The sequence below is a fragment of the Verrucomicrobiia bacterium genome (genome assembly GCA_035489575.1).
Lineage (GTDB): Bacteria > Patescibacteriota > Saccharimonadia > Saccharimonadales > JAGQNK01 > DATHJY01.
In genome coordinates, this window is record DATHJY010000005.1 from 63,007 (window position 1) to 86,645 (window position 23,639).

General features: G+C 51.5%; 21 protein-coding genes. 5 read left to right on the forward strand and 16 right to left on the reverse strand.

What is annotated here, in order from left to right; genetic code table 11:
• Nucleotides 1–3: 3 nt before the first annotated feature.
• On the forward strand, nt 4–936 hold the full coding sequence (locus VK694_02730; protein ID HTE57633.1) for an NAD-dependent epimerase/dehydratase family protein: 933 nt from the start codon (nt 4–6) through the stop codon (nt 934–936).
• A 3-nt stretch (nt 937–939) separates the two neighbouring features.
• Here the strand turns inward: VK694_02730 and VK694_02735 are convergent, their stop codons facing one another.
• The 6 genes from VK694_02735 to VK694_02760 form a co-directional block, all read right to left on the reverse strand.
• A complete protein-coding gene (locus VK694_02735; GenBank protein HTE57634.1) occupies nt 940–2,715 on the reverse strand; it encodes an ABC transporter ATP-binding protein in 1,776 nt (591 codons plus the stop codon).
• A 72-nt stretch (nt 2,716–2,787) separates the two neighbouring features.
• On the reverse strand, nt 2,788–3,180 hold the full coding sequence (locus tag VK694_02740) for a PIN domain-containing protein (protein HTE57635.1): 393 nt from the start codon (nt 3,178–3,180) through the stop codon (nt 2,788–2,790).
• Entirely contained in the window at nt 3,170–3,439 is a 270-nt protein-coding gene (locus VK694_02745; protein HTE57636.1) for a hypothetical protein, read from the reverse strand. The genes VK694_02740 and VK694_02745 overlap by 11 nt, the downstream gene beginning before the upstream one ends.
• Before the next feature lie 50 nt (nt 3,440–3,489).
• Entirely contained in the window at nt 3,490–4,527 is a 1,038-nt protein-coding gene (gene gmd, locus VK694_02750) for a GDP-mannose 4,6-dehydratase (GenBank protein ID HTE57637.1), read from the reverse strand.
• A complete protein-coding gene (locus VK694_02755) occupies nt 4,524–4,706 on the reverse strand; it encodes a hypothetical protein (protein HTE57638.1) in 183 nt (60 codons plus the stop codon). Before VK694_02755 ends, gmd begins: the two co-directional genes overlap by 4 nt.
• A 70-nt stretch (nt 4,707–4,776) precedes the next feature.
• Entirely contained in the window at nt 4,777–6,120 is a 1,344-nt protein-coding gene (locus VK694_02760) for an O-antigen ligase family protein (protein HTE57639.1), read from the reverse strand.
• Between the two features lie 31 nt (nt 6,121–6,151).
• Between VK694_02760 and VK694_02765 the strand changes: the two genes are divergently transcribed.
• A complete protein-coding gene (locus VK694_02765; GenBank protein ID HTE57640.1) occupies nt 6,152–7,249 on the forward strand; it encodes a glycosyltransferase family 1 protein in 1,098 nt (365 codons plus the stop codon).
• Here the strand turns inward: VK694_02765 and VK694_02770 are convergent.
• From VK694_02770 to rpmH, 4 genes are all read right to left on the reverse strand, one after another.
• Nucleotides 7,246–7,710: a R3H domain-containing nucleic acid-binding protein gene (locus tag VK694_02770; protein HTE57641.1), complete on the reverse strand. Its 465-nt coding sequence runs from the start codon at nt 7,708–7,710 to the stop codon at nt 7,246–7,248. The two genes, VK694_02765 and VK694_02770, sit on opposite strands and share 4 nt — an antisense overlap.
• 3 nt (nt 7,711–7,713) lie before the next feature.
• Complete coding sequence (locus VK694_02775; GenBank protein HTE57642.1) at nt 7,714–8,640, reverse strand: YidC/Oxa1 family membrane protein insertase; 927 nt, start codon at nt 8,638–8,640, stop codon at nt 7,714–7,716.
• A gap of 46 nt (nt 8,641–8,686) precedes the next feature.
• A complete protein-coding gene (rnpA, locus tag VK694_02780; GenBank protein ID HTE57643.1) occupies nt 8,687–9,040 on the reverse strand; it encodes a ribonuclease P protein component in 354 nt (117 codons plus the stop codon).
• Between the two features lie 70 nt (nt 9,041–9,110).
• A complete protein-coding gene (rpmH, locus tag VK694_02785) occupies nt 9,111–9,248 on the reverse strand; it encodes a 50S ribosomal protein L34 (protein ID HTE57644.1) in 138 nt (45 codons plus the stop codon).
• A gap of 289 nt (nt 9,249–9,537) precedes the next feature.
• Here rpmH and dnaA point away from each other — a divergent pair, with 289 nt between their 5' ends.
• The 3 genes from dnaA to recF all read left to right on the forward strand — a co-directional run bounded on the left by dnaA (nt 9,538) and on the right by recF (nt 13,369).
• Entirely contained in the window at nt 9,538–10,902 is a 1,365-nt protein-coding gene (gene dnaA / locus VK694_02790) for a chromosomal replication initiator protein DnaA (protein ID HTE57645.1), read from the forward strand.
• A 301-nt stretch (nt 10,903–11,203) separates the two neighbouring features.
• Nucleotides 11,204–12,295, forward strand: a complete 1,092-nt coding sequence (gene dnaN / locus VK694_02795) for a DNA polymerase III subunit beta (GenBank protein ID HTE57646.1) — start codon at nt 11,204–11,206, stop codon at nt 12,293–12,295.
• Nucleotides 12,296–12,304: 9 nt separating this feature from the next.
• Nucleotides 12,305–13,369, forward strand: a complete 1,065-nt coding sequence (gene recF, locus VK694_02800) for a DNA replication and repair protein RecF (protein HTE57647.1) — start codon at nt 12,305–12,307, stop codon at nt 13,367–13,369.
• Nucleotides 13,370–13,379: 10 nt separating this feature from the next.
• On the opposite strand, the gene VK694_02805 is transcribed toward recF, so the two are convergent.
• From VK694_02805 to VK694_02830, 6 genes are read right to left on the reverse strand one after another with little or no spacing between them, the layout of a single operon-like run.
• Nucleotides 13,380–14,915 (reverse strand): hypothetical protein, encoded by a 1,536-nt coding sequence (locus tag VK694_02805; protein ID HTE57648.1) that lies wholly within the window; start codon nt 14,913–14,915, stop codon nt 13,380–13,382.
• Nucleotides 14,916–14,934: 19 nt separating this feature from the next.
• Nucleotides 14,935–16,224, reverse strand: coding sequence for a phage tail tip lysozyme (locus tag VK694_02810; GenBank protein ID HTE57649.1), 1,290 nt, complete (start codon nt 16,222–16,224; stop codon nt 14,935–14,937).
• Nucleotides 16,224–19,202, reverse strand: coding sequence for a D-alanyl-D-alanine carboxypeptidase family protein (locus VK694_02815; GenBank protein HTE57650.1), 2,979 nt, complete (start codon nt 19,200–19,202; stop codon nt 16,224–16,226). Before VK694_02815 ends, VK694_02810 begins: the two co-directional genes overlap by 1 nt.
• A 22-nt stretch (nt 19,203–19,224) precedes the next feature.
• Complete coding sequence (locus VK694_02820; protein ID HTE57651.1) at nt 19,225–21,138, reverse strand: DUF87 domain-containing protein; 1,914 nt, start codon at nt 21,136–21,138, stop codon at nt 19,225–19,227.
• Nucleotides 21,139–21,140: 2 nt separating this feature from the next.
• Nucleotides 21,141–22,181: a hypothetical protein gene (locus VK694_02825; GenBank protein HTE57652.1), complete on the reverse strand. Its 1,041-nt coding sequence runs from the start codon at nt 22,179–22,181 to the stop codon at nt 21,141–21,143.
• A gap of 43 nt (nt 22,182–22,224) precedes the next feature.
• Complete coding sequence (locus VK694_02830) at nt 22,225–23,403, reverse strand: PrgI family protein (GenBank protein HTE57653.1); 1,179 nt, start codon at nt 23,401–23,403, stop codon at nt 22,225–22,227.
• Between the last annotated feature and the right edge of the window lie 236 nt (nt 23,404–23,639).

A 23,639-nucleotide genomic window follows, 5' to 3' on the forward strand; every position in this document is an offset into this window, starting at 1 on the left:
GCCATGTTGAAAATACTCGTAACTGGCGTTGGTGGGTTTGTGGGCAAACATTTGGTGCGTGAATTGCACGGACGCGGGCACACCGTTTTGGGTCTCGGCAACGCCCAGGCTGCCCACCCCGAAGTTGCTGACTTGCTCGAGTCTTATTTGGCTTGCGACTTGAGCGACAAGACCCAGGTTGACGCCCTGCCGTTCGAAGGCGTAGACGCTGTTATCAACTTGGCTGGCCTTGCCCGCCAAGGCGATTCATTTAAAGATGCCGAGCACTACAAAAAGGTGAATGTTGCTGTTCTGGAGCTACTGGGCAATCGACTTATCAAGCTGGGCACCAAGCCGCGGCTGATCGCCGTCAGCACTGGCGCTGTCTATGTCAGCCAGCAGCCTATGCCACTTACCGAAGCCAGCAAGACCGACATGGCTGGTTCTCCCTATGCCGAGAGCAAGTTGCTCATGGAGACGGCCGCCGTTGCCTTGCGCAAAAAAGGTCTGCCCGTTGTAGTCGTCCGGCCATTCAATCATATCGGACCGGGCCAGGCCGAGGGCTTCCTCGTACCGGACTTGTACGCCAAGCTCAAGGTTTTTGCCGACACAGGGCAAACGGTCATGGTCGGCAACCTAAAGACCAAGCGAGACTACACTGACGTGCGTGATATCGCGCGGGCCTACGCCGACCTCGCCGTGTCCGAAACGCTAGAATATGACACCTATAATATCTGTAGCGGCGAGAGCCACACGGGCCTTGATATCCTCAACCTCCTCTCGAAAGAGCTGGACCTAGAGGGAAAGGTCGTTACAGAAGTAGATTCAAGCCTCACACGCCACAACGATCCGGCTGAGCTGGTCGGCAGTAACCAACGCCTCCAAGAAGAAACAGGCTGGTCTCCAACTATTCCACTCGAACAAACCATTGCTGATTTCGTGGCCTCCAAGAGGTAAGAGTTACTCTGAAAATGCCGCTGACTGTTGCTCATAAAGTGTGGCATATTCACCCTTGTCGCGTATCAGTTTTGCGTGGCCTCCCTCTTCCAGGACCCTTCCATCAGCCATAACAACAATGTGATCTGCCTTCTTGATGTTAGAGAATTTATGCGAAATGATGATCTGTGCCTGGGAATTACTGCGCTCAAAGATAGCGTCAAATATTTCTTGCTCCGTTTTACTATCCACCGCAGAAGTGGGTTCATCCAGAATCAATAGCGACGCTTGACGGTAAAAACTGCGGGCAATGCTGAGCTTCTGCCACTGTCCGCCAGAAAGATTCACGCCGCCAGGAAAGTATTTGCCCAGAACATTCTCATCTTTCTTGGGCAGCCTCTCGATATCTTTGGCGATTCTTGCTTCTTTTATACTCTGCCTGTAGCGCTTTTCGTCAAATCGGCGAGTTTGGTCACCGATGATCACATTGTCTTTGGCCGATAAGTAAAACCTCGGCACGTCCTGCGATAAGTTACTTATGGTGCTTCGCCACACCGTATCGTCAATTGTTCCTAGGTCTACGCCGTTTACCAAGATTACACCTTTGGTCGGCTGATAAAACTTGTTAGTCAGCCGTGTTATAGTCGTTTTGCCAGCTCCGTTGTGGCCGACGATAGCCAACTTTTCCCCTTGTTTTACCGTAAAACTGACGTCTGTTAATACTTGGCGATCAGACTCAGGGTAGGTGAAAGAAACATTTCTAAATTCTAGCTCTATACTACTCAGATCAATAGTGGCCTCTTCAACCGGCTGATGCTCCGACATATCAAACAACGCAAAGAGATCTTTGACATAAATATTATTTTCACTGATCTGAAGATACGACATATACAGTCTATAACTATTGTTGTAAGCCTCGTCGATCAGTCGATAGTACAGCTGAAACTGACCAACACTTATACGGCCGTTCAATGTTGACCACACATAGTAGCCCTTTGGCAGAAACTGACCCAAGAGATTTGCAACCGTACCGATAGCGATCGCGCGAGGCTTATGATAACGCTGAATCCCCCGATTGCCACTGATAATAGTTTCCTGCGCCTTCTTGATCCTGTTCAGAAAAAAAGGAAATAGATTATAAGATTTTAGATTAAAGTACTGCGCTATATCCTGGGTAACAGAGATATAGTAACTACCTCGACGACGTTCAAGCGCCAACTCTTTATTGAGCTCCCGCATCTTGCGAATAATTTTTAGGTTATAGCGTACTTCCGGTATTGAAACAACTATGATAATCAGTGCAACGTAGGGACTGCTCAGTAACAACGCGCCCAACGCGTACATAAAAAGCGACAAATACTGAACTAACAGGCCCACCAGGTTAAGATTCTCCACGAACTTTACCTTTCCAAAGGTATGAATGTTAGTCATGTAGTTCTGAAAATCACTGCTCTCAATAGTTTCCGTTGGCAAGCGATCAAGCTTGGTAATTATCATGTTATCGGTGTAGTCCAGCACTCGAGGCTTATGTATATCATTCAAGTAATCCAAGAACTGGTTGCAAAGGTTTGCAGCAATCCACCGCACTACTAAAGCGCCAAACCACCACCATGCTTCATTAACAATAGCCGGTGACCGTGAGCTTGTGTAGGCTATAAAAAGATCAATCAGCCGGGCCAGAATTAACAGCGCACTCAAATCTATGGCTGCATAGACAATGTTGGCCGCCACAAGTGCGATGACATAGAATCTACTAGCCTCATACGCCAACCGAAAATTTCTGAGCAACAAACTAAACATCTTTATCAAAGTATAATCCAGTGAAGTCGGGGCGTCACGCGAAGCATGGTGCCCATAGATGGATTAACCTCCCTAGATCAATAGTAAGCCAGCCGGTAGCTGAGGCCTCAGAACTTCAAAATCTTTATCAAGCGTCAGCAGGGGCATATGTAGTTGCTTGGCGAGCGCCGCTATCCATAAATCATTAAACGACAATACCTTGCCGTTCTTCCGGGCATACATATATAGCTCTGCGTAAACCTTGGTGGTATCCAGGGTAACGTCAGTCAGCCTAACTCCTTCTGTTGCCAAGAATCTCTGGAGAACGGCTTCATTCTCGTCAGGCCTGGCACCATTCGCAAATCCATAGCGTAGTTCACCAATGACAATCACGGGCACAATAATAACGTCAGCCCCCGAAAAAGTGTTTTGGACGTCACTATTTCCTTGCTGAAGCGCACTATAGGCACTCGTATCAATGATCACTTTTTATCTCGCGGGCCATAATATTTTTCTGGTCCCTATCCGCACTATCAATAGCTTTTAGGGTAGCATCGTCCATGCTATTGCTCCCAATGAACCAATCAAGCGAATCAACTATACTTTTTTTGCCCACCCCTGCGTTTGCAGATAGTTCCGCAATTACTACCTCATTGAGACTCTTGCCACTCAACCGTGCCCGTTTGCGCAAGTAGCTGTCAACTTGAGGTGGTATGTTACGAATGGTATACTGTTTTACTGACATGCATGCATGGTAGCATGTCTGCATGCACTCTGTCAATATGCAGGCACGCTCTAGCCTTTGTTTTCTTGTTCTAGATCATGAGCAACCATCAGCTTGACCAGGCCAGGGAAGTCTACTTTGCGCTTCCAGCCCAGCTTGGTCTCTGCCTTGGTGGGATCACCCAACAACAGGTCTACCTCTGATGGTCGAAAAAAATCAGCGTTGATCTTGATCAATATCTGGCCCGAAGCATCCACGCCCTTCTCATCCACTCCGCTGCCTTCCCACTTCAGATCGACACCAATCTCTTTGAAAGCTAGTTCACAAAACTCACGGATAGAGTGAGTTTCGCCCGTAGCTAGCACATAATCATCTGGTTCGTCCTGCTGCAACATGCGCCACATACCCTCAACATAGTCGCCAGCATAGCCCCAGTCGCGCTTCGCGTCCAGGTTACCCAGTTCTATATTTTCTTGTTTGCCCAGTTTAATCCGCGCGACTGCCTTGCTGATCTTGCGAGTCACAAATTCAGGGCCACGACGGTCGCCCTCATGGTTAAACAAAATACCGCTGGTGGCATGCATGCCGTAACTTTCGCGGTAGTTGCGGGTAATCCAGTGTCCGTATAATTTTGCCACGCCGTAAGGGCTGCGTGGGTGAAAGCTGGCTTCTTCGGTATAGCCATTATCGGGTCGGTTATAGTCCAGGCCACCAAACATTTCTGAGGTCGAGGCTTGGTAGAATCGTGCCTTTTTCTCTAGGCCCGCAAGGCGAATAGCCTCCAACATATTTAGGACACCCTTGCCGGTTACGTCAGCCGTCAAAATAGGGTCGCGAAACGAATAACCCACGTGGCTAATGGCCGCCAGGTTATACACTTCGTCGGGTTGAATCTCTTGCATGGCCCGTGTCAGCGCAGCCAGATCAAGGAGGTCTGCCATGACCAGTTGTACATACGGCATTTCGGCTTTAACAGCCTGGTACCTAGGATGGCTTGCCTCTAGCTGACCCCGTATAACCCCGTAGACTTCGTACCCTTTGTCGTTCAGCAGGGCAGCGAGGTGCCCACCATCTTGTCCGGCGATACCTGTTATAAGTGCTTTTTTCATCCGTTACTTACTCCTATCACAATTCCTGCGGCACGCATTAGTTCTTTTTGGTGTGCAAGGTCAATAGACTCAGGCCGAGCATCTACTCGTAGTTCGGAAAAGTGAGTAGTCTCGGGTGCTTGAGGTTCCCCGGCAGTATCCTCGGCTGTAAAAAATGACGCGTGTTCGAGTTGATCCATTGGGCCTTGTGTTTCTGGGTTTGGCATAGCCTAGCTCCTTTTCTGCCTCTTAGGGTTTTGTTAGAGTATATCACTTGCCCCTGGCGCGTTTGTTGTGACTATTACGGACCACACTACCTGTTAATCCAGCCAACCCCCACCAGGTGTAGGCCACAGCCTCGTTAGACCAAATATGTACCAAAAAGTTAGTGAGTGCCAGGCCCAAAAAACTGGCCAGCAGTGCCTGTACTACGGGGTTTCCGACATGCAGTCGCCACAGTCGCCAGGCCACCAGAGCCAGGATAGCCACAAACAGCAACAGTCCCGCCACCCCTACTTCGGTGGCAATCTGCAGGTAGTAGTTTTCGTTCAATATAGTCCCCTGAATATTATTGCGGACAGACGTAAGTCCAGCCGTTCCTGGCCCCTTACCCAACGGATGGTCAGCAATGTCTTGGATTGATTCCTTAAAGAAGCGAACCCGCAATTCGTTAGGGTCTTCCAGCACCGTACTTTGGTCCGAGTGCAGGATGACGTTCTGTACAAAGTAACTGTTTCGGAACACTACCAGACTAGCCATCATAAGCACCACTACTGCCACCGCATATATCACAATCACGGCACGGTGACGCTGCAGCCGCTCCTTAAAACCGTGGTCGGACAGAGCAATAAAGCCCATAAGCGCCAGAGCCAGTCCCAGCCATGCACTCCGCGAGAACGTAAACCACGTACAGACAACAGTAGCCGCAAGCAGACCGGCATAGCGAAGTTTGTACCTAGATTTTTTTGCCAGGAACAAAGCCGTGGCGGCCAGGGGAGCAATAATAATAAGGTATGAACCGAGCGAATTAGGATCCCGCAGAGTCGACATGACTCGCTCTAGGTCCGGTTTTTCGTCTATCAAGAACACAGGTAGCACGCCATTTTTGCGCTCGTACCCTAGGTGTTTGAGGCTGTCATTTGGCAAGGCCACGTACTGGATTATGCCAAAGGCAACAACAACCGCCCCCGCCACTAACACAATTTGCACTGACCGCCGCAGAACATGCTTTGGGTCAAAAAGTCGCGTCAGCAACCCAGCATACAGAAAGAACATCAGAAAGCGCAAATTATAGACGACCCCTAATATCTCGGCGTCTAGGTCGGTTGGCTTGACCAGAGCCATACCAACAGTCAGGAGTACATAGGCCAGAACCAGCCACACCAATTTATCTTTCAGCAGACGGCCAAACCACGGCTGGCGCCAGCTGCAGCACACTGCCGCCCCAAACCCCGCCACCACTACTATGTCTTTGGTAATCCGGGCAGCCTCGAGCAGCCCAAAACTTGTGCCCAGCCAAGTGCTCAAGAAGACATGCAGCGGCATGTAGGCCAGCAATCCATAAAATATCCAGAGTGCTGTGCGACCGAGCGAAGGTTTGGTGTTTTGTCTCATATTTATAGCCCCTATTGTAAACTAGTGACATATGAAGCACATCGTCATTGACGCCCGTATCCGTCCCAGCAGTACGGGTCGCTATGTTGACCGCCTGATGGAACACCTGCAAAAGATCGATACCGAAAACACCTACACCGTTCTTCTTGAGCCCGGCGACAACTGGCAGCCGACCGCACCCAACTTTACCGCACAGGTCTGTCCCTACAAGCGATTTACTTTTAATCTCCTCGAACAAATCACCTATGGCCGCTACTTACGCAAACTAAACCCAGATCTGGTGCACTTTAGTATGACACCGCTAGAACCAATCTTTTATTTCGGCAAACGTATTACCACCACCCATGACCTCACCATGTTGCGCTATACCCGTGCTGGCAAAACGCCCTTGCCGCTTCATTGGGCGCGCATGACAGGGTATCGGTTTCTGTTTTGGTACAGCCACAAAGCAGCCAACCGCATTATTGCTATCAGCAAGTTTGTAGCCAACGATATTGCGCAACTACATCCTTTTGCCGCCAAGAAAACCATCGTTACCTACGAATCTAGTGAGCCGCCACTAAAGGCCGCAGCCCAGCCTCTTAAAGGAGTAAATCAGCCCTTTATTATGCATACCGGCATCCCCTTCCCGCACAAAAACCTGGAACGATTAGTGCAAGCCTTTGAACTTATGAAAGAAAAACAGCCCGACCTGCAACTAGTGCTATCGGGCAAAAAAGAATATTACTTTGAGGAATTTATAAAGCAGCTGGCCACCAGTCCAGTCAGAGATTCCATTATCATTCCGGGTTTTGTTACCGACCCAGAGCTAAAGTGGCTCTATGAACACGCCGAGGCCTACGTACTGCCAGCTCTCAGCGAGGGCTTTGGGCTGCCTGGTCTAGAGGCTATGGCCCATGGCTGCCCACTCGTAAGCAGCAATGCCACCTGCCTGCCAGAAGTCTATGGCGAGGCAGCACTGTATTTCGATCCAGAAAACATAGAGGATATAGCCGCCAAGGTAGGGCAGGTCATAGATGACAAAAAGCTCCGTAAAGAACTAACCACGAAGGGTCAGGCCCAGCTCAAAAAATACTCCTGGGAGCGCATGGCCGAACAAACCCTAGCCCTCTATAACTCCGTCCTCTAAGCAGCGCTAGGAGCCGGCTTCAGAACAATGTGGCGGTCTCGCCCCTCGCCCTCTGATTCTGTCTGTAGCCCCTCTTCTGAAGCCATCTTGTGTATAGTGCGACGGTCAGCAGCGTTCATGGGCTGCAGGTGCATCACCTCGCCCGTCTCCTTGACTTTCTTGACCCAGTCGGCAGCCTGGCCAACCAAACGGTCAGCTCGAGCCTTCTTGTAATCAGCAACGTCTATGTTAACCCGGGTTTTCTCAAAGTTCTTGCTGCGCAGGGCATTGCTGACAAGAAATTGCAGTGCCCGCATAGTCTCGCCGCGCTGGCCAATCAGGAAACCGTTCAGGTGCGTAGACGGCACATGTAGTTCTATGACCTCGTTATCTTCTGTTGTGGCATACACGTCCGTGTTAAGCCCAAAGAACGACAGAATATCTTCTAGATACTTCTTTGCATACTGAATAGCGTCTTCCACGAATCACCTCCTCTTTTTCTTAGTTGTGGAGGCTTTCTTTTTTTTAGTTGTTTTTTTCTTTTTCTCTATGACTTCGCCTTCGATGACTGCCGTCTTGCTCGACTTGTCAGCCATGTTTTCCATTTCAGTCTCGTCCTGGCCCAGAATACGAGCCTGCTGCAAATACGCAGTTACGCCGCTGATGAACCAGTACAGGCCCAGGGCAGAGGGGACGTTTACGGTAAACACAAATATCATGACAGGGATAAGATAGCGGGTCATCCGACCGACAGCAGCGTTGACCTCGGACTGGTCGGCCTGGGTGCCACTGCTGGCTTCACGCAAAATGCGGCGCAGGCCTCGAGCCTCTTTGTCGTCTGGCATAATTTGAGCGCTTTGGAAATACTGGGAAACGGCACTGCCGAATACCAGCAGCATAGCCGGCCAGTAGATACCGCCACCCTTGGGCAAAGCAGCCTTGGTCAGATCAACGACCCCAAAGAGGGTAGCGTCAAACCGGCCAATATCACTGCCGAGCTCTTTCATCCAGCTGAGTTCTCGCAGCCATCCATAGGACAGGTCAAGGATTGCTTGCGGGTTATCAACTACACGGCGCAGACCAGAATACAGACCAAGCAGGATGATCAGCTGTACGACCAAGATACCGATAGACCCAAAGGGGCTAATGCCGCGCTCTTTATAAAGCTCCATGATCATCATGGATTCTTTTTGCCGGTCGCCCTTAGTCGCTTGCTTGATGCGCTTTATCTCGGGCTGCAATGAGCGCATAGCCTTTGTGTGGTGTAGCTGCTTCTTAATGAGTGGCCACATAAGGAACCGGATCAAAACGGTAAAAATGATAATGCTGAGGCCAAAGTTATGTCCCGGCAGCAGGGCATAGATGAATACCAGTAGGTTAAAGAGCGGTTTTACAATCAGGACTTCAAACATTATTTCTCCCTAACTAATTCAACTTATTCTAGCATGTTAACAGATATCATTTTTCAGAAATGATACCGGCCTGCTTTAGCTGGGCCCGGACTAGCTTCTGAATATCTTCGGAGGGCAGGGTAGCTAGCTGTTCATGAAAGACCGTCAGCACCATATCGTAGGGCCTGCTTATGTCAGACTCATGCTGGCGAAAAACCTCATACAAGCGCCGCCTGATTCGGTTGCGCACCACCGCCGATTTGCTAACCTTCTTACTCACTACCACCGCCAGTCGGTATGACTTGCGTCGATCGTTGGTCACAAATTTAAGCGCCGACAGGGGACCACGAACCGTTTTTCCATTCTGATAGACATAGCGTAAAGACCCATACCCATGGAATCTATGTGAGCTGGCTATCATGTGACTGCTACTCCCTGCCCCTTCTCTGCCAGAATTTGACTTTTAGGTTTTTTTGTTGCGATTATGTTTTTTAGGCAGAAATCTTCGTTCGACCCTTTAGGCGACGGCGTGCAAGCACTGCCTTCCCTGCCTTACTGGTCATGCGTTTCATAAATCCGTGGCGTCTTGCGCGCTTACGGCTCTTGGGCTGATAGGTTCGTTTGGGCATAATTTCTCCGCCTTACCATACGTAGATTGCGGGCGAATCTGCTTGACTCACCTGCAAATCTAGTGATTTTAACAATGTTTATTCGCTAATTTTAACAAGTTTTCCCCGTTTCTCCAAGTATTTTCCACAGAAATTACAGAGGTGAGAAATATCTGTGTACAACTCCTCTCTGATATTTGGACGAACAGTTGTAGCTCTTGGTAGCTTCTGCATAGCTTGTGGAAAAGTGATATATTTCTGTATAGTGAACCCACAAAGTAGCGGTCCGAAAGGTGTAGAGGGTACGGGTATGCAGGAGGGTATTTGGCAAGCGGTTTTGGGTGAGATCGAACTCATGGTGTCCCCTGCTGTATTCAATACCTGGTTCAAGCCCACCCGAATCATCCGTTACAAAGACGACATCCTTGTGGTAGGTGTTAATAACGTCTTTGCTCAGGCGCAAATAGAGCGACGCTACAACGACTTGGTCCGCGACCTGCTGGCAAAGAATGGCCTGGAGCCAGCTCGCATTGAGTATAAGGTTCACTCTGGAACTATCAAGAAAACAGAGGAAGAGCCAATTATTTTGCGCCCCCGCGAAAAATCCGACATGGGCGCTAGTCAGCCCACTCGCTCGAGCGCCGTTGCCCATAGCTACCGCCAGGGACTGAGCGAGAAATACACCTTTGATACCTTTATTGTCGGTTCTGGCAACGAACTAGCCTACGCCGCCTGCCAGGCTATTGCCCAAAACCCAGGCACCAAGTACAACCCGCTGTTTCTCTATGGAGGTGTGGGTATTGGCAAGACGCACCTTATTCAGGCAGTTGGCAATGCCGTGCTGGCCCACAATCCCAATGCCCACGTCGTCTATGTGTCAACCGAACAGTTTGTCCAAGAGTTCCTGGACGCTATACGCTACAAGAAGAACACCGACTTTGCGGGCTATTATCGCAGTGCCGATGTACTTATCATCGACGACGTACAGTTCATCGCCGGCAAAGAGAAAACACAGGACGAGTTTTTCCATACCTTTAATGCCCTGCACCAGGCCAACAAGCAGATCATTGTCAGCAGTGACAAGCCGCCCAAAGATATTCCTACCCTAGAAGAGCGACTGCGCTCACGCTTTGCATGGGGTATGAGTATTGACATGCAAATACCAGACTTCGAAACCCGTTGTGCCATTGTCCAGATCAAGGCAGACCAAAGCGGTGCAGTACTTACACCCCCGGTTGTTGAGTATTTGGCTAATCATATCCAGACCAACATCCGCGAACTGGAGGGCGCATTGAACCAGTTGCTGGCCTTTTGCGAAATGCGCGGATTGGCACCAGATGTTCAGATAGCCACCAGTTTGCTCAGTAGCGGCAAGACACGACCAAAACACATTAGCGCCAAGCAAATTATCGAGCGTACTGCTAAGTACTTCCAGATTCCACTTGAGGATATCCTGGGCCCAAAGCGAGACAAAGATATAGTGGTACCCCGCCAGGTTGCCATGTATATACTGCGGAGTGAGCTACACCTGAGTTTTCCCAAAATTGCCCGCGAGTTGGGCCGCAAGGATCACACCACCGCCATTCATTCGGTTGATAAGATCGAAAAAGAAGTCACTTACGATGCCGATATCAAGACAGCTATTACCGAAATCAAGGAGCGTTTGTATGCGTAATTCACTCACCAGCTTCTGGCACACTACCTGCTCGACTGCCAATTTTTGTGGGAAAAGCTGTGCACAACATGTGCAGGGTCTGGGACATGCCTGGGTATGGTTTCTGAAAGCTGTACACACACCAAGCACCCTAACCGCCCCCGTGGGGGAAAACCAGGTTGTTATGCACGGTTTGTACCACTTTTGTACTCAGACTTTTCCCACAGATATTATTCACAATTCACCCCTGTTAAACAGCCAGTTATACGCAGTATCCACACTGTCTATTATGACTACTACTAAGTATATAAAGGAGTAAGGAATGAAACTTCAGGTAACCCAGGAAAACCTTTCAAAAGCACTTGGCAGTGTCAGCCGAGTTGCTAGTAGCCGAGGAACCTTGCCCATACTGTCCAACGTATTAGTAAAGACAGTAGACAATAGGCTCAGTATCGCAGCCACCAACCTCGATATCGCCATTACTCATTACATTGGCTCCAAGGTCACCGATGGCGGCGCCATAACCGTCCCTGCCCGGCTGATGCAAGACTTTGTAAGTAGTTTGCCAAGCGGTGTAATCGACCTGCATCTGGATGATTACAAACTAAAAGTAAGTGCCGATAAGTACCAGTCCACCATAAATGGTGTTACGGCCGAGGACTTCCCTGTCATGCCGGCCATTACGGATGGCAAGTCATGGACTATTGCTGCCAAGGTGCTAAAGGCTGGGCTGCAGCAGGTGGTCGGGGCTGCTTCCAGTGACGAGGCTCGCCCGGTCCTGACGGGCGTCTATGTGCATAGCCATGAGGGGTCTTTGTTTATGGTGGCGACAGACAGCTACCGGCTGGCCGAAAAACGACTTATGAATACCAGGGAAGACGTCAAGCTGCTGATACCTGCAAGCGCCCTCCAGGATTTGCTGCGCATTTTGGGTGAATATGACGAGGACGTGCATGTAACCCACGACGAACAGCAGGTTCTGTTCAAGGTCGGCGACATCGAGCTGGTAACACGGCTTATCGAGGGCAACTACCCAGACTATCGCAAACTTATTCCGGCCCAGTTTGCTTCTAGCGCCAAGTTGAAGCGTGCTGATTTGACCAACATCACCAAAGTATCCAGCCTGTTTGCCCGAGAGAGCGCCGGCAGCGTCACTATTAATTTGGATGATGAGAAGTCACTGGTGAGCATTCGGTCGGTTGCCTCGCAGCTGGGCGAGAACACGGCCAGTGCCTCTGCTGATGTCAGTGGTGCTGGAGTGATTACGCTCAATTCTCGGTACATTCTGGATGCCTTGCACGGACTTTCTGGCGAAGATGTGACTATGTCTTTCAACGGCAAGCTGGAGCCAAGTGTGCTGGCCGATCCAGCCGCTAGCGACTACTTGCACGTCATTATGCCTCTGAAGTCTTAGAATAGAATAATGATCTCCGATATCCGACTGCAGCGCTTCAGGTCTTATCGCGATGAGTCGTTCGAGTTCGATGCCGGTGTGAATATCATCGTAGGACCAAACGCCAGCGGCAAGACCAATCTGCTCGAGGCCCTGTTGGTGGCGTCGCGTGGTAGTTCGTTCCGGGCCAAAGATACCGAGCTGGTCGCCCATGGGGCACCATGGAGTCGTATTGATACCCACGGTGATGATGGTCAGCGAACGGTCAAGTTTGTCCGCCAAGAAAACGCTACTATCAAGAAAGAGTATGTTATTCATGATCAACGTCTGGTGCGACTGAGTTTGCCCCGTACCATACCGACCGTTTTGTTTGAACCAAATCACTTGCAGCTGTTGCATGGATCACCCGAGGCCCGTCGCGACTATTTGGACACCTTGCTGGAGCAAACCATCCCTTCCTATGGCAAGATACGCCGTGATTACCGCCGTACGCTGGCCCAGCGCAATGCCCTGCTCAAGCGTGGTCCTGGCTCGAGGGATCAGCTATTTGCCTGGAATGTGCGGCTGAGCGATCTTGGCGCCCAGGTGGTGCGTTATAGGCACGAGCTGGTGAGTCGACTAGATCAAGAGATAGGCGGGTTATACCAGGACCTGTCAGGATCGCGTCACGATAGCGTACACGCCCGTTACCGCACCGACTGGCATGCCACTGACCAATACGGCTCAAACCTGCTCCACGCCCTCGAGAAGCGCCAGGACGTCGACATAGAACGTGGCTTTACGAGTGTTGGGCCCCACCGCGACGATTTGGTTATGACATTTGGCGATCGTGAGGCAGCTGACGTCGCCTCACGCGGAGAGACCCGGACGGTTCTACTGGTACTGAAATTACTAGAGGTGTCGCTGACCCAGGAGGCCCGCAGTCAACCACCAATCCTGTTGCTTGATGATGTGTTTAGCGAATTGGATGGAGCCCGACGACGGGCCCTGACCAAAGTCATCGCGGGCTATCAGTCTTTTATTACTACCACCGATGCCGACGTGGTGGTGCAGCACTTTATGGGTGACTGCCGCATCTTGCCTCTGGGTACTTGAGGGCTGGGGCTTATTCCATCGTGCTTTTGACGACGTACTTGGCGGGGTCTATGCCGGCCTTGGCGGTGGCCTCTTTGATTGCTTTGTTGGCGCTTAGCACCTTACGCGGCTCGTAGCCAAATCCACCCCTAGAGGGTATATAGACAAGATTGCCGACCTCTGGAGAGACGCTGATAAAACCTCCATAAATAGACAAACTCTTTATTTCGGGGGTCTTGAGCATCTCGGCGATCTTTTGGTCAATGCCGTCGGTCGTAGACTTTTGGTCGATAAACAGCGCCACTTTCTTGCTCTTGGAATTAATAAGGCAGATGGTGTAGCTGTCACCCGTTGGTTGGATGCCACACGTTGTGTAGTCTTTCAGATGATATTGCACAGCTCCAGTGGCCGTGGCTAGGTCGAGGGCCATAATATCATCAGAACGCACCAGAACTAGCCGAGAGTCGGTCACGAGCATGTCGGTCACATGACTGATGCGGTAGAGCGATTTGAGTTTCTTGCCACTGACATCAAACACTTCGACTTCCTCGTTCGCCAATGTACAGAGGTATTTATCGCCACACAGTTTGATCGAGACGTATTTTTTGTTGGTGGTATATTCCCGGCTTTCGGAATCATTCTGCACCACTAGGGTTCCCTCGACGGGCTTGGTGTCTTTTTCGTCGTCCAGGTTACGCTCATTGTTTTGCTCCGCATTGGCGTAAGCAATGACAAGTCGTGATCCGCGGGCATCGCCTCGATAAGCCTCTTGCTTGGTATTCTTGGGCTCATGAATGCTCACGCCCTGCGGTTGACCGCTTGCTTCGGCAAAGTACTGGGCAGTGCCAAACTCTTGACCAACCATAAGCACACCATCCTTGTATGGATAGGCGTCGTAGGACTGATTTTCGCTCAACCCCTCGAGTGCCTTGCTGTCTTGCAGGCTAGCATTAGTGCCGAGGACGTAGGCGGCATGGGGCGCACCCTCATCTTCGCTATCTGTGCGGTTTTTGACGATGACGGTGTCACCACGTTTTGTCGAAAGTACGCCTTCGATTGTGCCGCCTAGTAGGCTGGGGCTTTTGAGGGCATAGGTGGCTTGGGTGGCGGTGGCTGGCACATGTAGCGAGAGGCTCTGAAGACCACTCGTGCATCCATATGAAACCAACGTACCTTTCAGCAGGTACATACAGGGGTTTGGGTTATCCCCGATAAAACGTCTGCCCTTTTCTGGTACAAGCTGACTGGCCACTTTTTTGGTCATAAGGAACCCGCTGGACTTTACGACCGCGAAATAACTGGTATCACCCTGCCGGACCATAACTTCATAGGTGCCACGAGGAAGAAGCCGTTTCATAGAAGAAGCGCTTTTGATGGTAGTGACTTTTCCGTTTCCCTGGTTAGTTAGGTTGTAGGTGATCTCGCTGCTGCCTGTTCCGGTCGGCTCTACCGATACAAATCCGTAGCCCGCAAGCAATATCATGAGCAGTACAACGGCTACTCCAACGAGTGCGAGAATCAACCTTCGTTTCATGGTGGGGCTAAAGCCTGAATCTTGTGGGTACATAACGCCTTCCTTTTATTTCTTAGTGTGTGCAACCCGATGTAGGCAGGGACGTAATGGCCGGTGGCCTGCCTTCCATGATGCCCTTAAATAAGTTCTGTGGACAGTAATCTACCTCGCCAGGACCGCCAATGTGAACGTGGAGGTGGGGGCCGTCGCTATTGCCGGTATTGTCAGAGTGCATAATGAGCTGCCCGGCTGTGACGGTATCGCCCTCTTTGGCGCCTTCTATCGAGCCACCATCGGTGCCGTGGCAATAGGAAATAACTATACCGTTCCCGGCGTCCACCTTAACACCGGTACCACAGTCTCCTCGTGAGATATGGAGAGTGCCGGCGGTCATAGAATATACCTCGGTGAGTGAGGGAACGGGTATGTCGGCGGCCGGATAGTCGTGGTGAGTTTTGGTAAACCAGCGCTGGTTTTCCGGTATGGTGTCACTGTTGTGGGCAAGGTAAAATTGTCGGTCAACTGGCATAGCAAAGCCATCTGTGAGCTCGCGCCCCGAGCCACAGCCACCGGTTGCTGTAATAGGCGCACCAGCGCCCCCAGCGTTAGATCCATAAGTGGTATTGACTGTATTACCGGCTGTCAGGCGGTCGCCCAGCGCAGGAATTCCTGCTCGCTCGTAGTTCCACTCCCAAAAGATCACGGCCGTCTGCACGTCTGGTGCCTTTTTGAGGGCATCCCATTCCTTGGGGATGCCCTCAAAGGGTGTCGTGGCAAAGGGCACTGGCATAACGGGGTTTCTGACATCACGGCCCACCGACTCGTTATATAGGTAATTGAGCTGGAATAAGAGTAGTTTATCAATTGCTGCGGCTCGTTCCGTGGGGTCCGGCCAGGCGGTTTCTAGCCGCTCGGTATCGGTGTAGAAATTATTCCCAAATTCAGGGTTGGTTGTCACTGCATTGCGGATGGTATCACGGCGTCCAGCTGTCCACTGGGCGATACCCCACCCTCCGGTGGGCCACGTCAAGCCATTCTGTTGGTTAAAGGGGTCATAGCCTGACTCAACAGACAGATTTCCCATAATTCCAGCCGCCGCGGGCGCTGTTAGGCCTTTGCTTATAAAGAAGTTAAAAATCTTCTCTTCCTGGGTAGATCCGGTCAATGAGGTTGCGTTACCACCTCCCGGACAACTGGTAGGCAGTGCATCTTCGACGAGGTCGTAGTAGTGTACTCCGGCGTCAAAGAGCTTTTTTTGGGCGGGCGACAGTGCTGCTGCGGGAATGGGAACTACAATCCAGGCCGCCAGTACGGTCACGACAAACAGGTAGCGAGCGGGTTTACTACGGATGTATGTCCTCATTACTGGGGCCCTGGTCCGATTAGCTCTGGGTTGCACGGTACTCCAGGACTCCAGTGCCAGGCCTCGGTATTGAGCTGCCTAAAGCCATACCGAGGTGCATTAGCCGTCAGCCACACCCAGGCGGGGCTGCTGGGGAAGGTCGCTTGAGTAGTACAACTGGTGCCGCCTTTATCACTCATGCCCGTAAAGTCTATAGCGGTACCATTTTGGTGGTTCGAGTGCCCGGGTCGAGCGACATAGCGCGTATCGCCACCACCCGTTCGCCACAGCTCTTCCTGGTATGCCATAGATCTAAAGCTAGTGCTGGCCGATAACTGAATGCCCGCCGCTGCTGCATCGGAGGCTAACTTAAACCACGCACCTGACACGCGGGAGTTTACGATAACGTGACCATCAGCCCCAGGGGTAGTAAACTGAGCGCCGGGCGAATCACCACGACCATTACTGGGAATATTGGGTATCGAGCATAGACGCACAGGGACCCGGTTGCCGTCATTGTATCCGTCCTGGATGCCAATATCGCGAGTGCCCTGGGCGCATGGGACACTCGTACTGTCGTCGGTTGGGTTGCCTACTATCAAGCCGGGGCCTGCGGCTCCAACGGCAGCGCTTGTAGCAGCAGCGGCTGTAACCTTGCCCTGTGCTTGTTTGCAGGAGTCTTCGATACCGCCCCAGCATTCCATGGAGCGTTCAACAGCCTTACCCAAGAGATAGAAGCGATACTGAGTAAATGTGGTGTATTCGCTGTTTTCTGGGGTGATACGGCACGGGCTGAAATCATCCTCGAAATAGTTGGGAACCTTGTCGGTAATGATTTGCTTGCTCGTGGGATCTATGGTGGTGCCAAAGCATTTTCCGTATTTCTCATTCAGCTCGGCTAGCTGTGGCTCTACAGTATTGTCATTGGCGTAGGGGTCAATGAACCGTGCGTCGTTCATCTCGGCACTAGTGAAGCCAACATAGTCCACTCCATAGTCGTATGTGCCTGCCGCCCCTGCATGTTTGAAGGTTAGCTTGGTAAACATGGTTGCGACCGTGGATGGGAATTTCCAGAGGGCGTTAGATAAACTGGCAAAGGCCTCGGATCCGGTTTTTGGTGCACCTATGAATGCTTGACCGGCGACCGAACGTGGCTCGGTAGGGTCAAAGATCCGGGTGGCGATTGGTTTAGTCTCGAAGTCGATTTTCTCGGCTGCGAGCCTTTCCTCGCGGAGTTGCATCCCTTCCTCGGAAGTCAGAACACGAGCGCCTATGCCAAGGAACTGGTTAAACGACCCCAGGAGTGACCCATAGTTAGCGTAGTTGCCCAAAAGTGCGCCCGTGGGTATGGCTTTGAGCGGTTGCCCAACTGCCCAACTGATTATAGAAGAAATACCATCGCCAACAGGGTCAATACCTATGGCTCCAAGCCCAGTCATAATGCTGTCCAGGACAATGCCGCCCGTGGCAAAGCTAATAACCAGCCCACCAACGACATTATTATTGATCTTGCAGGCAGTGCCCACTGGTAGGCGATCGACTATGTCAAAGAAGGCTGGTTTGTTTCCAATACGACTCAGGCGTGAAGACTTAGGCATATCTGGCCCGGTGGGGGTGCGGCCCAGTTCGTACTGAATACTACGTGCCGAGTTCCACGGAAGATTCTTGTCATGTAGCATGATAGCCATAGCACTTACTTCGTGCATGGATACTTTGTCACCGGACATTATTTGACTACTGATAGATATAAAAGCCACACCAAGGCGTGCCAAGGGCAAAGCAATGCGTGCGTACATGAGTTTCTGCCACTGGTCGCCAATACCGCGTGCTGCACAGATGAATCCAAGGAAGTCGGCTGCTTTGTCGGCATCTATGCTGGTTTTTACATCTGCTGCTGTTTGACTAATTTTTGCATCACTGGGGTCGGTTTTGACACCGTCGATAGTCTCGTTAAAATCATCGGCCCCCGATTGACTGGCGGCGCGTTCTTCGTCGCTCAGGTCAGTGCCATCATCATTCTGGGTTTCGCCGGAGGCCCTGACGCTAAGATCACTCCCCTCCCTAAAGAAGTCGGTGAATTTCTTGAGCACCTCATCAGTATAGCTACTTAGGGTGGTGTGTGCTTTACGGTCGACATTGCCTAAGATATGGAAAGATATGCCCCCCCTGGTGCGCATGATTCTACTAGATACTTTGGAGGGAATAAAACGAATCTTGGCGGCTTTTAGCACGTTGTTCATTAGTTTGCGCCGCCGGAAGTTAGATCCAGGCTCGAGAACCAGCATTCTTCCACCGTTAGGACTGGTGTCCAGGTGTCCTCCTAGTCTCTCCAATTGCGCCGCCGATACTTTTTTTGGGTCAATCTCGAAGCCCTGAAAGTAGCCAGCCGCGTCATGGAGAGAGGTAAACCCTGCTTTGTTTAGCTGTCGTTCGATAATATCTGCGGCCTTATTGCCCGAAAGGCCGAGCCGACGACGGTACCGAATCCGGGACATTTGCTGGTCATCCATGACGTCGTCGATACCAGCAAAATGTCTCTGTAAAACCTTGCCAAAGTGAATAAATTCCACAAACCCGCTCGTGAAGGTAAAGCCTATGAATAAGGCGGCTATACTCATCGCGCTGCCGCCGCCAAAGAGCATCAATTTTTTGCGACTTCCGCCCCCTTTGCCCTTTGAATTACCTCTTGATGCACCAAGCGGTTCGGGGGTTGCTCTGTGGAGCGCATTGCCCTTGCTGTCAGCCAGCTTGTCATTTTTAGAGCCCTTGCCTTCGGTCGCTGGCGAACTTTCCGCTCCCGCACCGGTGCCGGTCCTAAGTTCGTTCAGTTTTGCTACTCTGCGGTTATTTTCTTCAGCCTCCGGACTCCCCGTACTGTCTATGTGGCGAGCCTTGTGGGCACCCTGTGCTATGAGGCGGTTTGCTTCTTCAGCCTCCGGACTCCCCGTACTATTTATATAAGGGGTTGGTTTGTCTTGGTCGTCGTATACTGCGCCCACTATATGTCCTTATTATTGTCCATTATACTCCAGGATAGAGTCGGTTATTCAAGTCAATCGTGCCCCCACCGGGCTGGCTTAGCTCGCCCTGCTGCTGCATCTGCTGCACTTGTTCAGGATTAGTGGTGATGAGGCTGGTTTCGGTGGGGCTGGCTGCCACCTGGATGTGTACGTGGTTTTGGCCTGCAAAGAACAGCCCCTGTCCGACTGGGAACTGGCTGAGGCGTTTCTTTTCTTCGCTGGTAAGTTTAAAGACGTCGCTCAGAACGTCAACGGCCGAGGCGGACTGCTTGAGCAGTATCTGCATACTGGCATTGGCCACAATGGCGCGTCCCATGCGCGAGCCCATAAAGTCTTCCACATCCTGAGTGATGGTAGTGATACCCAGGTTATATTTGCGGGCTCGCTTGGCTAGCGAGAACAAGAAATTGGCCGAATCTTCGTATTTCATCAGCTGCCAGGCCTCGTCTACTACCAGTATGCGTCTCTTTATGTCGCTCTTGGTTTTGTTCCAGATAAAGTTCAGGACAATGTACATAGCGACGGGGCGTAGCTCGTCCTCGAGGTCACGGATGTTGAACACGACCAGTTGGTTATTGATGTCGATATTGCTCTGCTGGCTAAAGATACCCGCAAAGGTGCCGGTGGTGTATTTGCGCAAACGCTGTGCCAACTGCGGACCAGTGCCACCCATGTGCAGCAATGTGTCATACAGGTCAGCAATGGTTGGTGGTTGGGCGGTATGGGTGAGCGGATCGTTGGTGATGCCAGCCTTGGCGTATGTTTCTATGAGCGAGGCATCTAGGTCGGCTTCTTCTACAGGGCTCAGTGCTGGGGCGGCTACGGCACTGCCGCCCATCATCTGGGTTTGGGCACCGCCCATCATCAGGCGCAACAGTCCATGGAGCGTAATGAGGTTGCTGCGTAGCGCATTGTCGGCTTCGTCGGTATCTACCACTTTTGGCAACTCAAAGGGGTTGATGCGGGTAACCGAATTGAGGCTGAGCCGCACATAGGCGCCACCAACAGCTTCGGCCATGCGCTGGTATTCGTTTTCTGGGTCGATGATAAATACCTCGGTACCGAACATCATGCTGCGCAGTGCCTCGAGTTTGACGGTAAATGATTTACCGGCACCGGACTTGGCAAAGACCACCGAGTTGCCGTTTTCCAGTGAAAAGCGGTCAAAAATAACCAAGCCGGAGTTATGCATGTTTATGCCGTACAAAATACCATTGTCCTGCGTCAGGTCAGCACTGGTAAACGGAAAGCTCGTACTGAGCGCCCCAGTGTTAAAGTTGCGGCGGATTTGCAACTGGTCAACAAATTGCGGAATAGTGCTATTAAAGCCCTGCTCTTGCTGCGAAGTGGCCGGCTTAGAATAGACCAACTGCTGTCCCAGAATAGATTCAACCTTGTGGGTGACAAACTCCAGCTCGTCCATACTGCCGGCATACAGCGTAAAGTAAAAGCCAAAGCGAAAGAAGCGCTCTTCGCCCACCTGTAGTTTGTCGCGCATTTCCTCGGCGTCCAAGATTGCAGCTTGCTTGGAGGGGTCGCGAACACGTCCCTTCTCTGAGTCTATCTGGATGCCGGCCTCTAGCTGTGATACCTTTTTGCGGAGATTTTCCAATACCACTTGGCTCTCTACGGGGTAGACGTAGAGTGTCATGTCCATGACTTCGTCTAGGTTAATCATGGGCGACAGCCATCCGGTGAATACTTGCCGTGGATAGCCGTAGACGTAGTAGGTGCGGGCCATCCGAGTACCCAGCTGGAAGTGGGTGCCAGAGAATTCTAAGGATGCCGGCGCAATAAAGTCGCGCAGTGCGGTAATACCCTTCTGAAAGGCACTCTGCACCTCTTGCTGTTCGGCCATCCGTTGCTGCTCGGCAATAGCCAAAGGGTCTAGCTGATTCTTGGGTTTTTTGGCCATGGTTACCGAAGCTCCCTGTTTAGGTTGGGCTGTGGCGCATTACCCTGCCCTTTGGTTACGACGGGTACGGTGAGGTCGTTAAAATTCTTGAGTTGCTGACGAGTAGCGGTATCTGGGTTGTAAGTGTCGTAATACAGCTCGATCAGTTCCTGGGTATCCAAAGGCAGTCCCTGTATGCCGCACTGTTGCAATCCAGCCAGGGCTGCCTGAATTCGGTTGCGCAGTTCGTCCTTGGCGGTATTTAACTCTTGCTCGTTGATAACCACGTGTTGTTCTTGGGGCCGGAAGATTCCCTTCAGGCCAGTGAAGAAGTTTTTGCTCTGGGTGATAGCTTTCTGAACGTCTACGGTAGCAAAGTACGGGATAACCACATAAAACTTCTTGTCCATGATATTAGTCTGCATAGCCAGGTTCTCTATAAATACCAAGTAATCTTCCATAAGCAGCGCAAGCAACATGTTGTCATGCTCCTGGCGGATTTTGTCCAACTTTTCCAGGTACGGACGGATATCTACTTTTTGTGATCGGATAAAAATCTGCACTGGGAAGTACAGCGAATTGAGAAACCCCTGGAAGGCATACTCTACCGACTCTCGCTCGCTGGGGCTCATAAGATCAAAGTTAATGGACTTGACCATGAGTACAGTGCGGAAGCTGCCATCATTCATTATCACAATTCCGTCACGGATCTCGGCAATCTGGAGTGCGTTCTGGCTGCTGTTGGGGTTGGTCTTTGCGCGGACAGCAGCCGGAGCCTGGCCGGGTGTGCCTGGTATGTCACCAACTTGAGGAGCGGCGGGCATTGCGGGTGGTGGACCCATGGGTGGCGCGGGTGCTTGGGGCTGCATCATCTGCGGCTGAGGGGCTGCAGGCATGGGTGCGGGCGGTTGGAGTGGCGACGCTTGCCCAGGCTGTTGTTGGTAGTCTGGAGCAACCGCCGGCTGTGGGCCGTAGGCGCCATACCCCTGGGAGTTGGCGGCGTAAGGATCACCGGCTCCGTTGACGGGGCCGGTTGGTGGCTGGGCATTAGTATTTGGATCCATTGATGTCTTTTATTCCCCACCTGTACCTAGGCAGACGGACTTGCTAGTGAAGTGATATTACAACCTCATCAGAAGGTGGCTCTTTTTGGTCCTTGGCCTTGTTGGCCTGTCGGGCGATAGTTGCCACATTCAAGTCGTCATTGTTTGCAAGTTCCAGTATAGCAGGGTCGGGTCGTGCTGTCACCGGAGGCTGTGGAGGCATTTCGGCGGCTTTTTTGGCAGCCTCCCGGGCGGCTGCCTCGGCCTCTGTCTGCTGCTCGGCGAGTGGCTTGATGGTCCGCAGGTGATTCCAAACCGAGGCGGCGGGCTTGCCGGGTGCGGCGGCGTGTAGCTGTGCTAGCAGGGCTTGCTCGTCGGCTACCCCAATCTTTTTCCCCTGCACCGGCTGGGGTGGGACCATGGGTGGGGGTGTGATTGGCGCCGAGGTATCGTTGGTGCCAGGAGCTATCAGTGGGTTGCCCTGAAACGTAGCACTGCCAGGTTGGCTGGTCTGCGGCGCTCCGGCGTTGCTGTTGAGGAACCAGTAGTCTGGGGGTGGACCACCGGGGGATGTGCTCGTTGGTGCTGGGGCTTGAGCGCTCTGCTTCATGGTGTCGACAATCTGTTGTCGGTGGGCCTGACTAGAGGCGTGCATAAGCTGGTCAAGGTTTTGAGTGGTTGGATTTGTCTGTTCGTCAAACATATCCTGGGGTGCCGCTATGTCTTCTTCTACCTGTGTGAATGTCTCGGCAGCAATAAGCCGGTCCGAATCTGGAGCGGCAGCCAGGAGCGAGGGGTGGGCAAACATGCTGACATCGACGTCCTTCACTGCCCAGCCGCGCGTGTCGATAGTGCTGGCTAGAGCTTGCAGGCGGCTTTTGACTTCTGTCTGGGTAAGGTTTTTGGTGCGCGGTGCCTCGATCTTTTTAGGCGCAGTGATGGTAACGAGCTGTTGTATACCATCTTGGTTCCATATGCGCTTACGGGGTTTGATAAAAAACCGTATCTTGGCAAGCAACCAGACTTCACTGCTCTGGTCCCGGCCAAATGGCGCCGCCAACAAAGCAAAGAAAATAATAATAGGCAGCAACGGTATGATCAGAAGAACACTAGCGCTGGACAGCTTGTAGCCCAGAAACATAGTAACCGCCACAATCAACAAATAAATAAACTGCCGTAAACTGAACGGCCCAAGCAGTTTATCTTCTGCCTCGATATCTTGAATAACCTTATATGTTGCCATGTACTACCTCACAGTATACCGGAGCCTGCTAACTCAGAATAGGTGACAAGTATTGTAGCTAGACAATCTAATTGCAGAAAAATTAACTACATGATACCCCAATCACGAATTAACCACCTGGTAGCCAAGCAGGGTTCGTAAGTAGTGCACAAAGTAGCCCTTAACACTTCTTGGGAACGAAGAGACCAAGAAGTGTTGCTCTTTGAGTTTTCCAAAGGTGGCTTCAATCTTTGGCC

Bases quoted from the DNA above. Each gene is read 5' to 3' on its own strand.
- VK694_02730 (HTE57633.1), top strand. From the start codon at position 4: ATGTTGAAAATACTCGTAACTGGCGTTGGTGGGTTTGTGGGCAAACAT.
- gmd (HTE57637.1), bottom strand. From the start codon at position 4,527: ATGAAAAAAGCACTTATAACAGGTATCGCCGGACAAGATGGTGGGCAC.
- rnpA (HTE57643.1), bottom strand. From the start codon at position 9,040: ATGATAGCCAGCTCACATAGATTCCATGGGTATGGGTCTTTACGCTAT.
- VK694_02745 (HTE57636.1), bottom strand. From the start codon at position 3,439: ATGTCAGTAAAACAGTATACCATTCGTAACATACCACCTCAAGTTGAC.
- VK694_02755 (HTE57638.1), bottom strand. From the start codon at position 4,706: ATGGATCAACTCGAACACGCGTCATTTTTTACAGCCGAGGATACTGCC.
- rpmH (HTE57644.1), bottom strand. From the start codon at position 9,248: ATGCCCAAACGAACCTATCAGCCCAAGAGCCGTAAGCGCGCAAGACGC.
- VK694_02820 (HTE57651.1), bottom strand. From the start codon at position 21,138: ATGGCCAAAAAACCCAAGAATCAGCTAGACCCTTTGGCTATTGCCGAG.
- VK694_02735 (HTE57634.1), bottom strand. From the start codon at position 2,715: ATGTTTAGTTTGTTGCTCAGAAATTTTCGGTTGGCGTATGAGGCTAGT.
- VK694_02830 (HTE57653.1), bottom strand. From the start codon at position 23,403: ATGGCAACATATAAGGTTATTCAAGATATCGAGGCAGAAGATAAACTG.
- recF (HTE57647.1), top strand. From the start codon at position 12,305: ATGATCTCCGATATCCGACTGCAGCGCTTCAGGTCTTATCGCGATGAG.
- dnaN (HTE57646.1), top strand. From the start codon at position 11,204: ATGAAACTTCAGGTAACCCAGGAAAACCTTTCAAAAGCACTTGGCAGT.
- VK694_02825 (HTE57652.1), bottom strand. From the start codon at position 22,181: ATGGATCCAAATACTAATGCCCAGCCACCAACCGGCCCCGTCAACGGA.
- VK694_02805 (HTE57648.1), bottom strand. From the start codon at position 14,915: ATGTACCCACAAGATTCAGGCTTTAGCCCCACCATGAAACGAAGGTTG.
- dnaA (HTE57645.1), top strand. From the start codon at position 9,538: ATGCAGGAGGGTATTTGGCAAGCGGTTTTGGGTGAGATCGAACTCATG.
- VK694_02765 (HTE57640.1), top strand. From the start codon at position 6,152: ATGAAGCACATCGTCATTGACGCCCGTATCCGTCCCAGCAGTACGGGT.
- VK694_02775 (HTE57642.1), bottom strand. From the start codon at position 8,640: ATGTTTGAAGTCCTGATTGTAAAACCGCTCTTTAACCTACTGGTATTC.
- VK694_02760 (HTE57639.1), bottom strand. From the start codon at position 6,120: ATGAGACAAAACACCAAACCTTCGCTCGGTCGCACAGCACTCTGGATA.
- VK694_02810 (HTE57649.1), bottom strand. From the start codon at position 16,224: ATGAGGACATACATCCGTAGTAAACCCGCTCGCTACCTGTTTGTCGTG.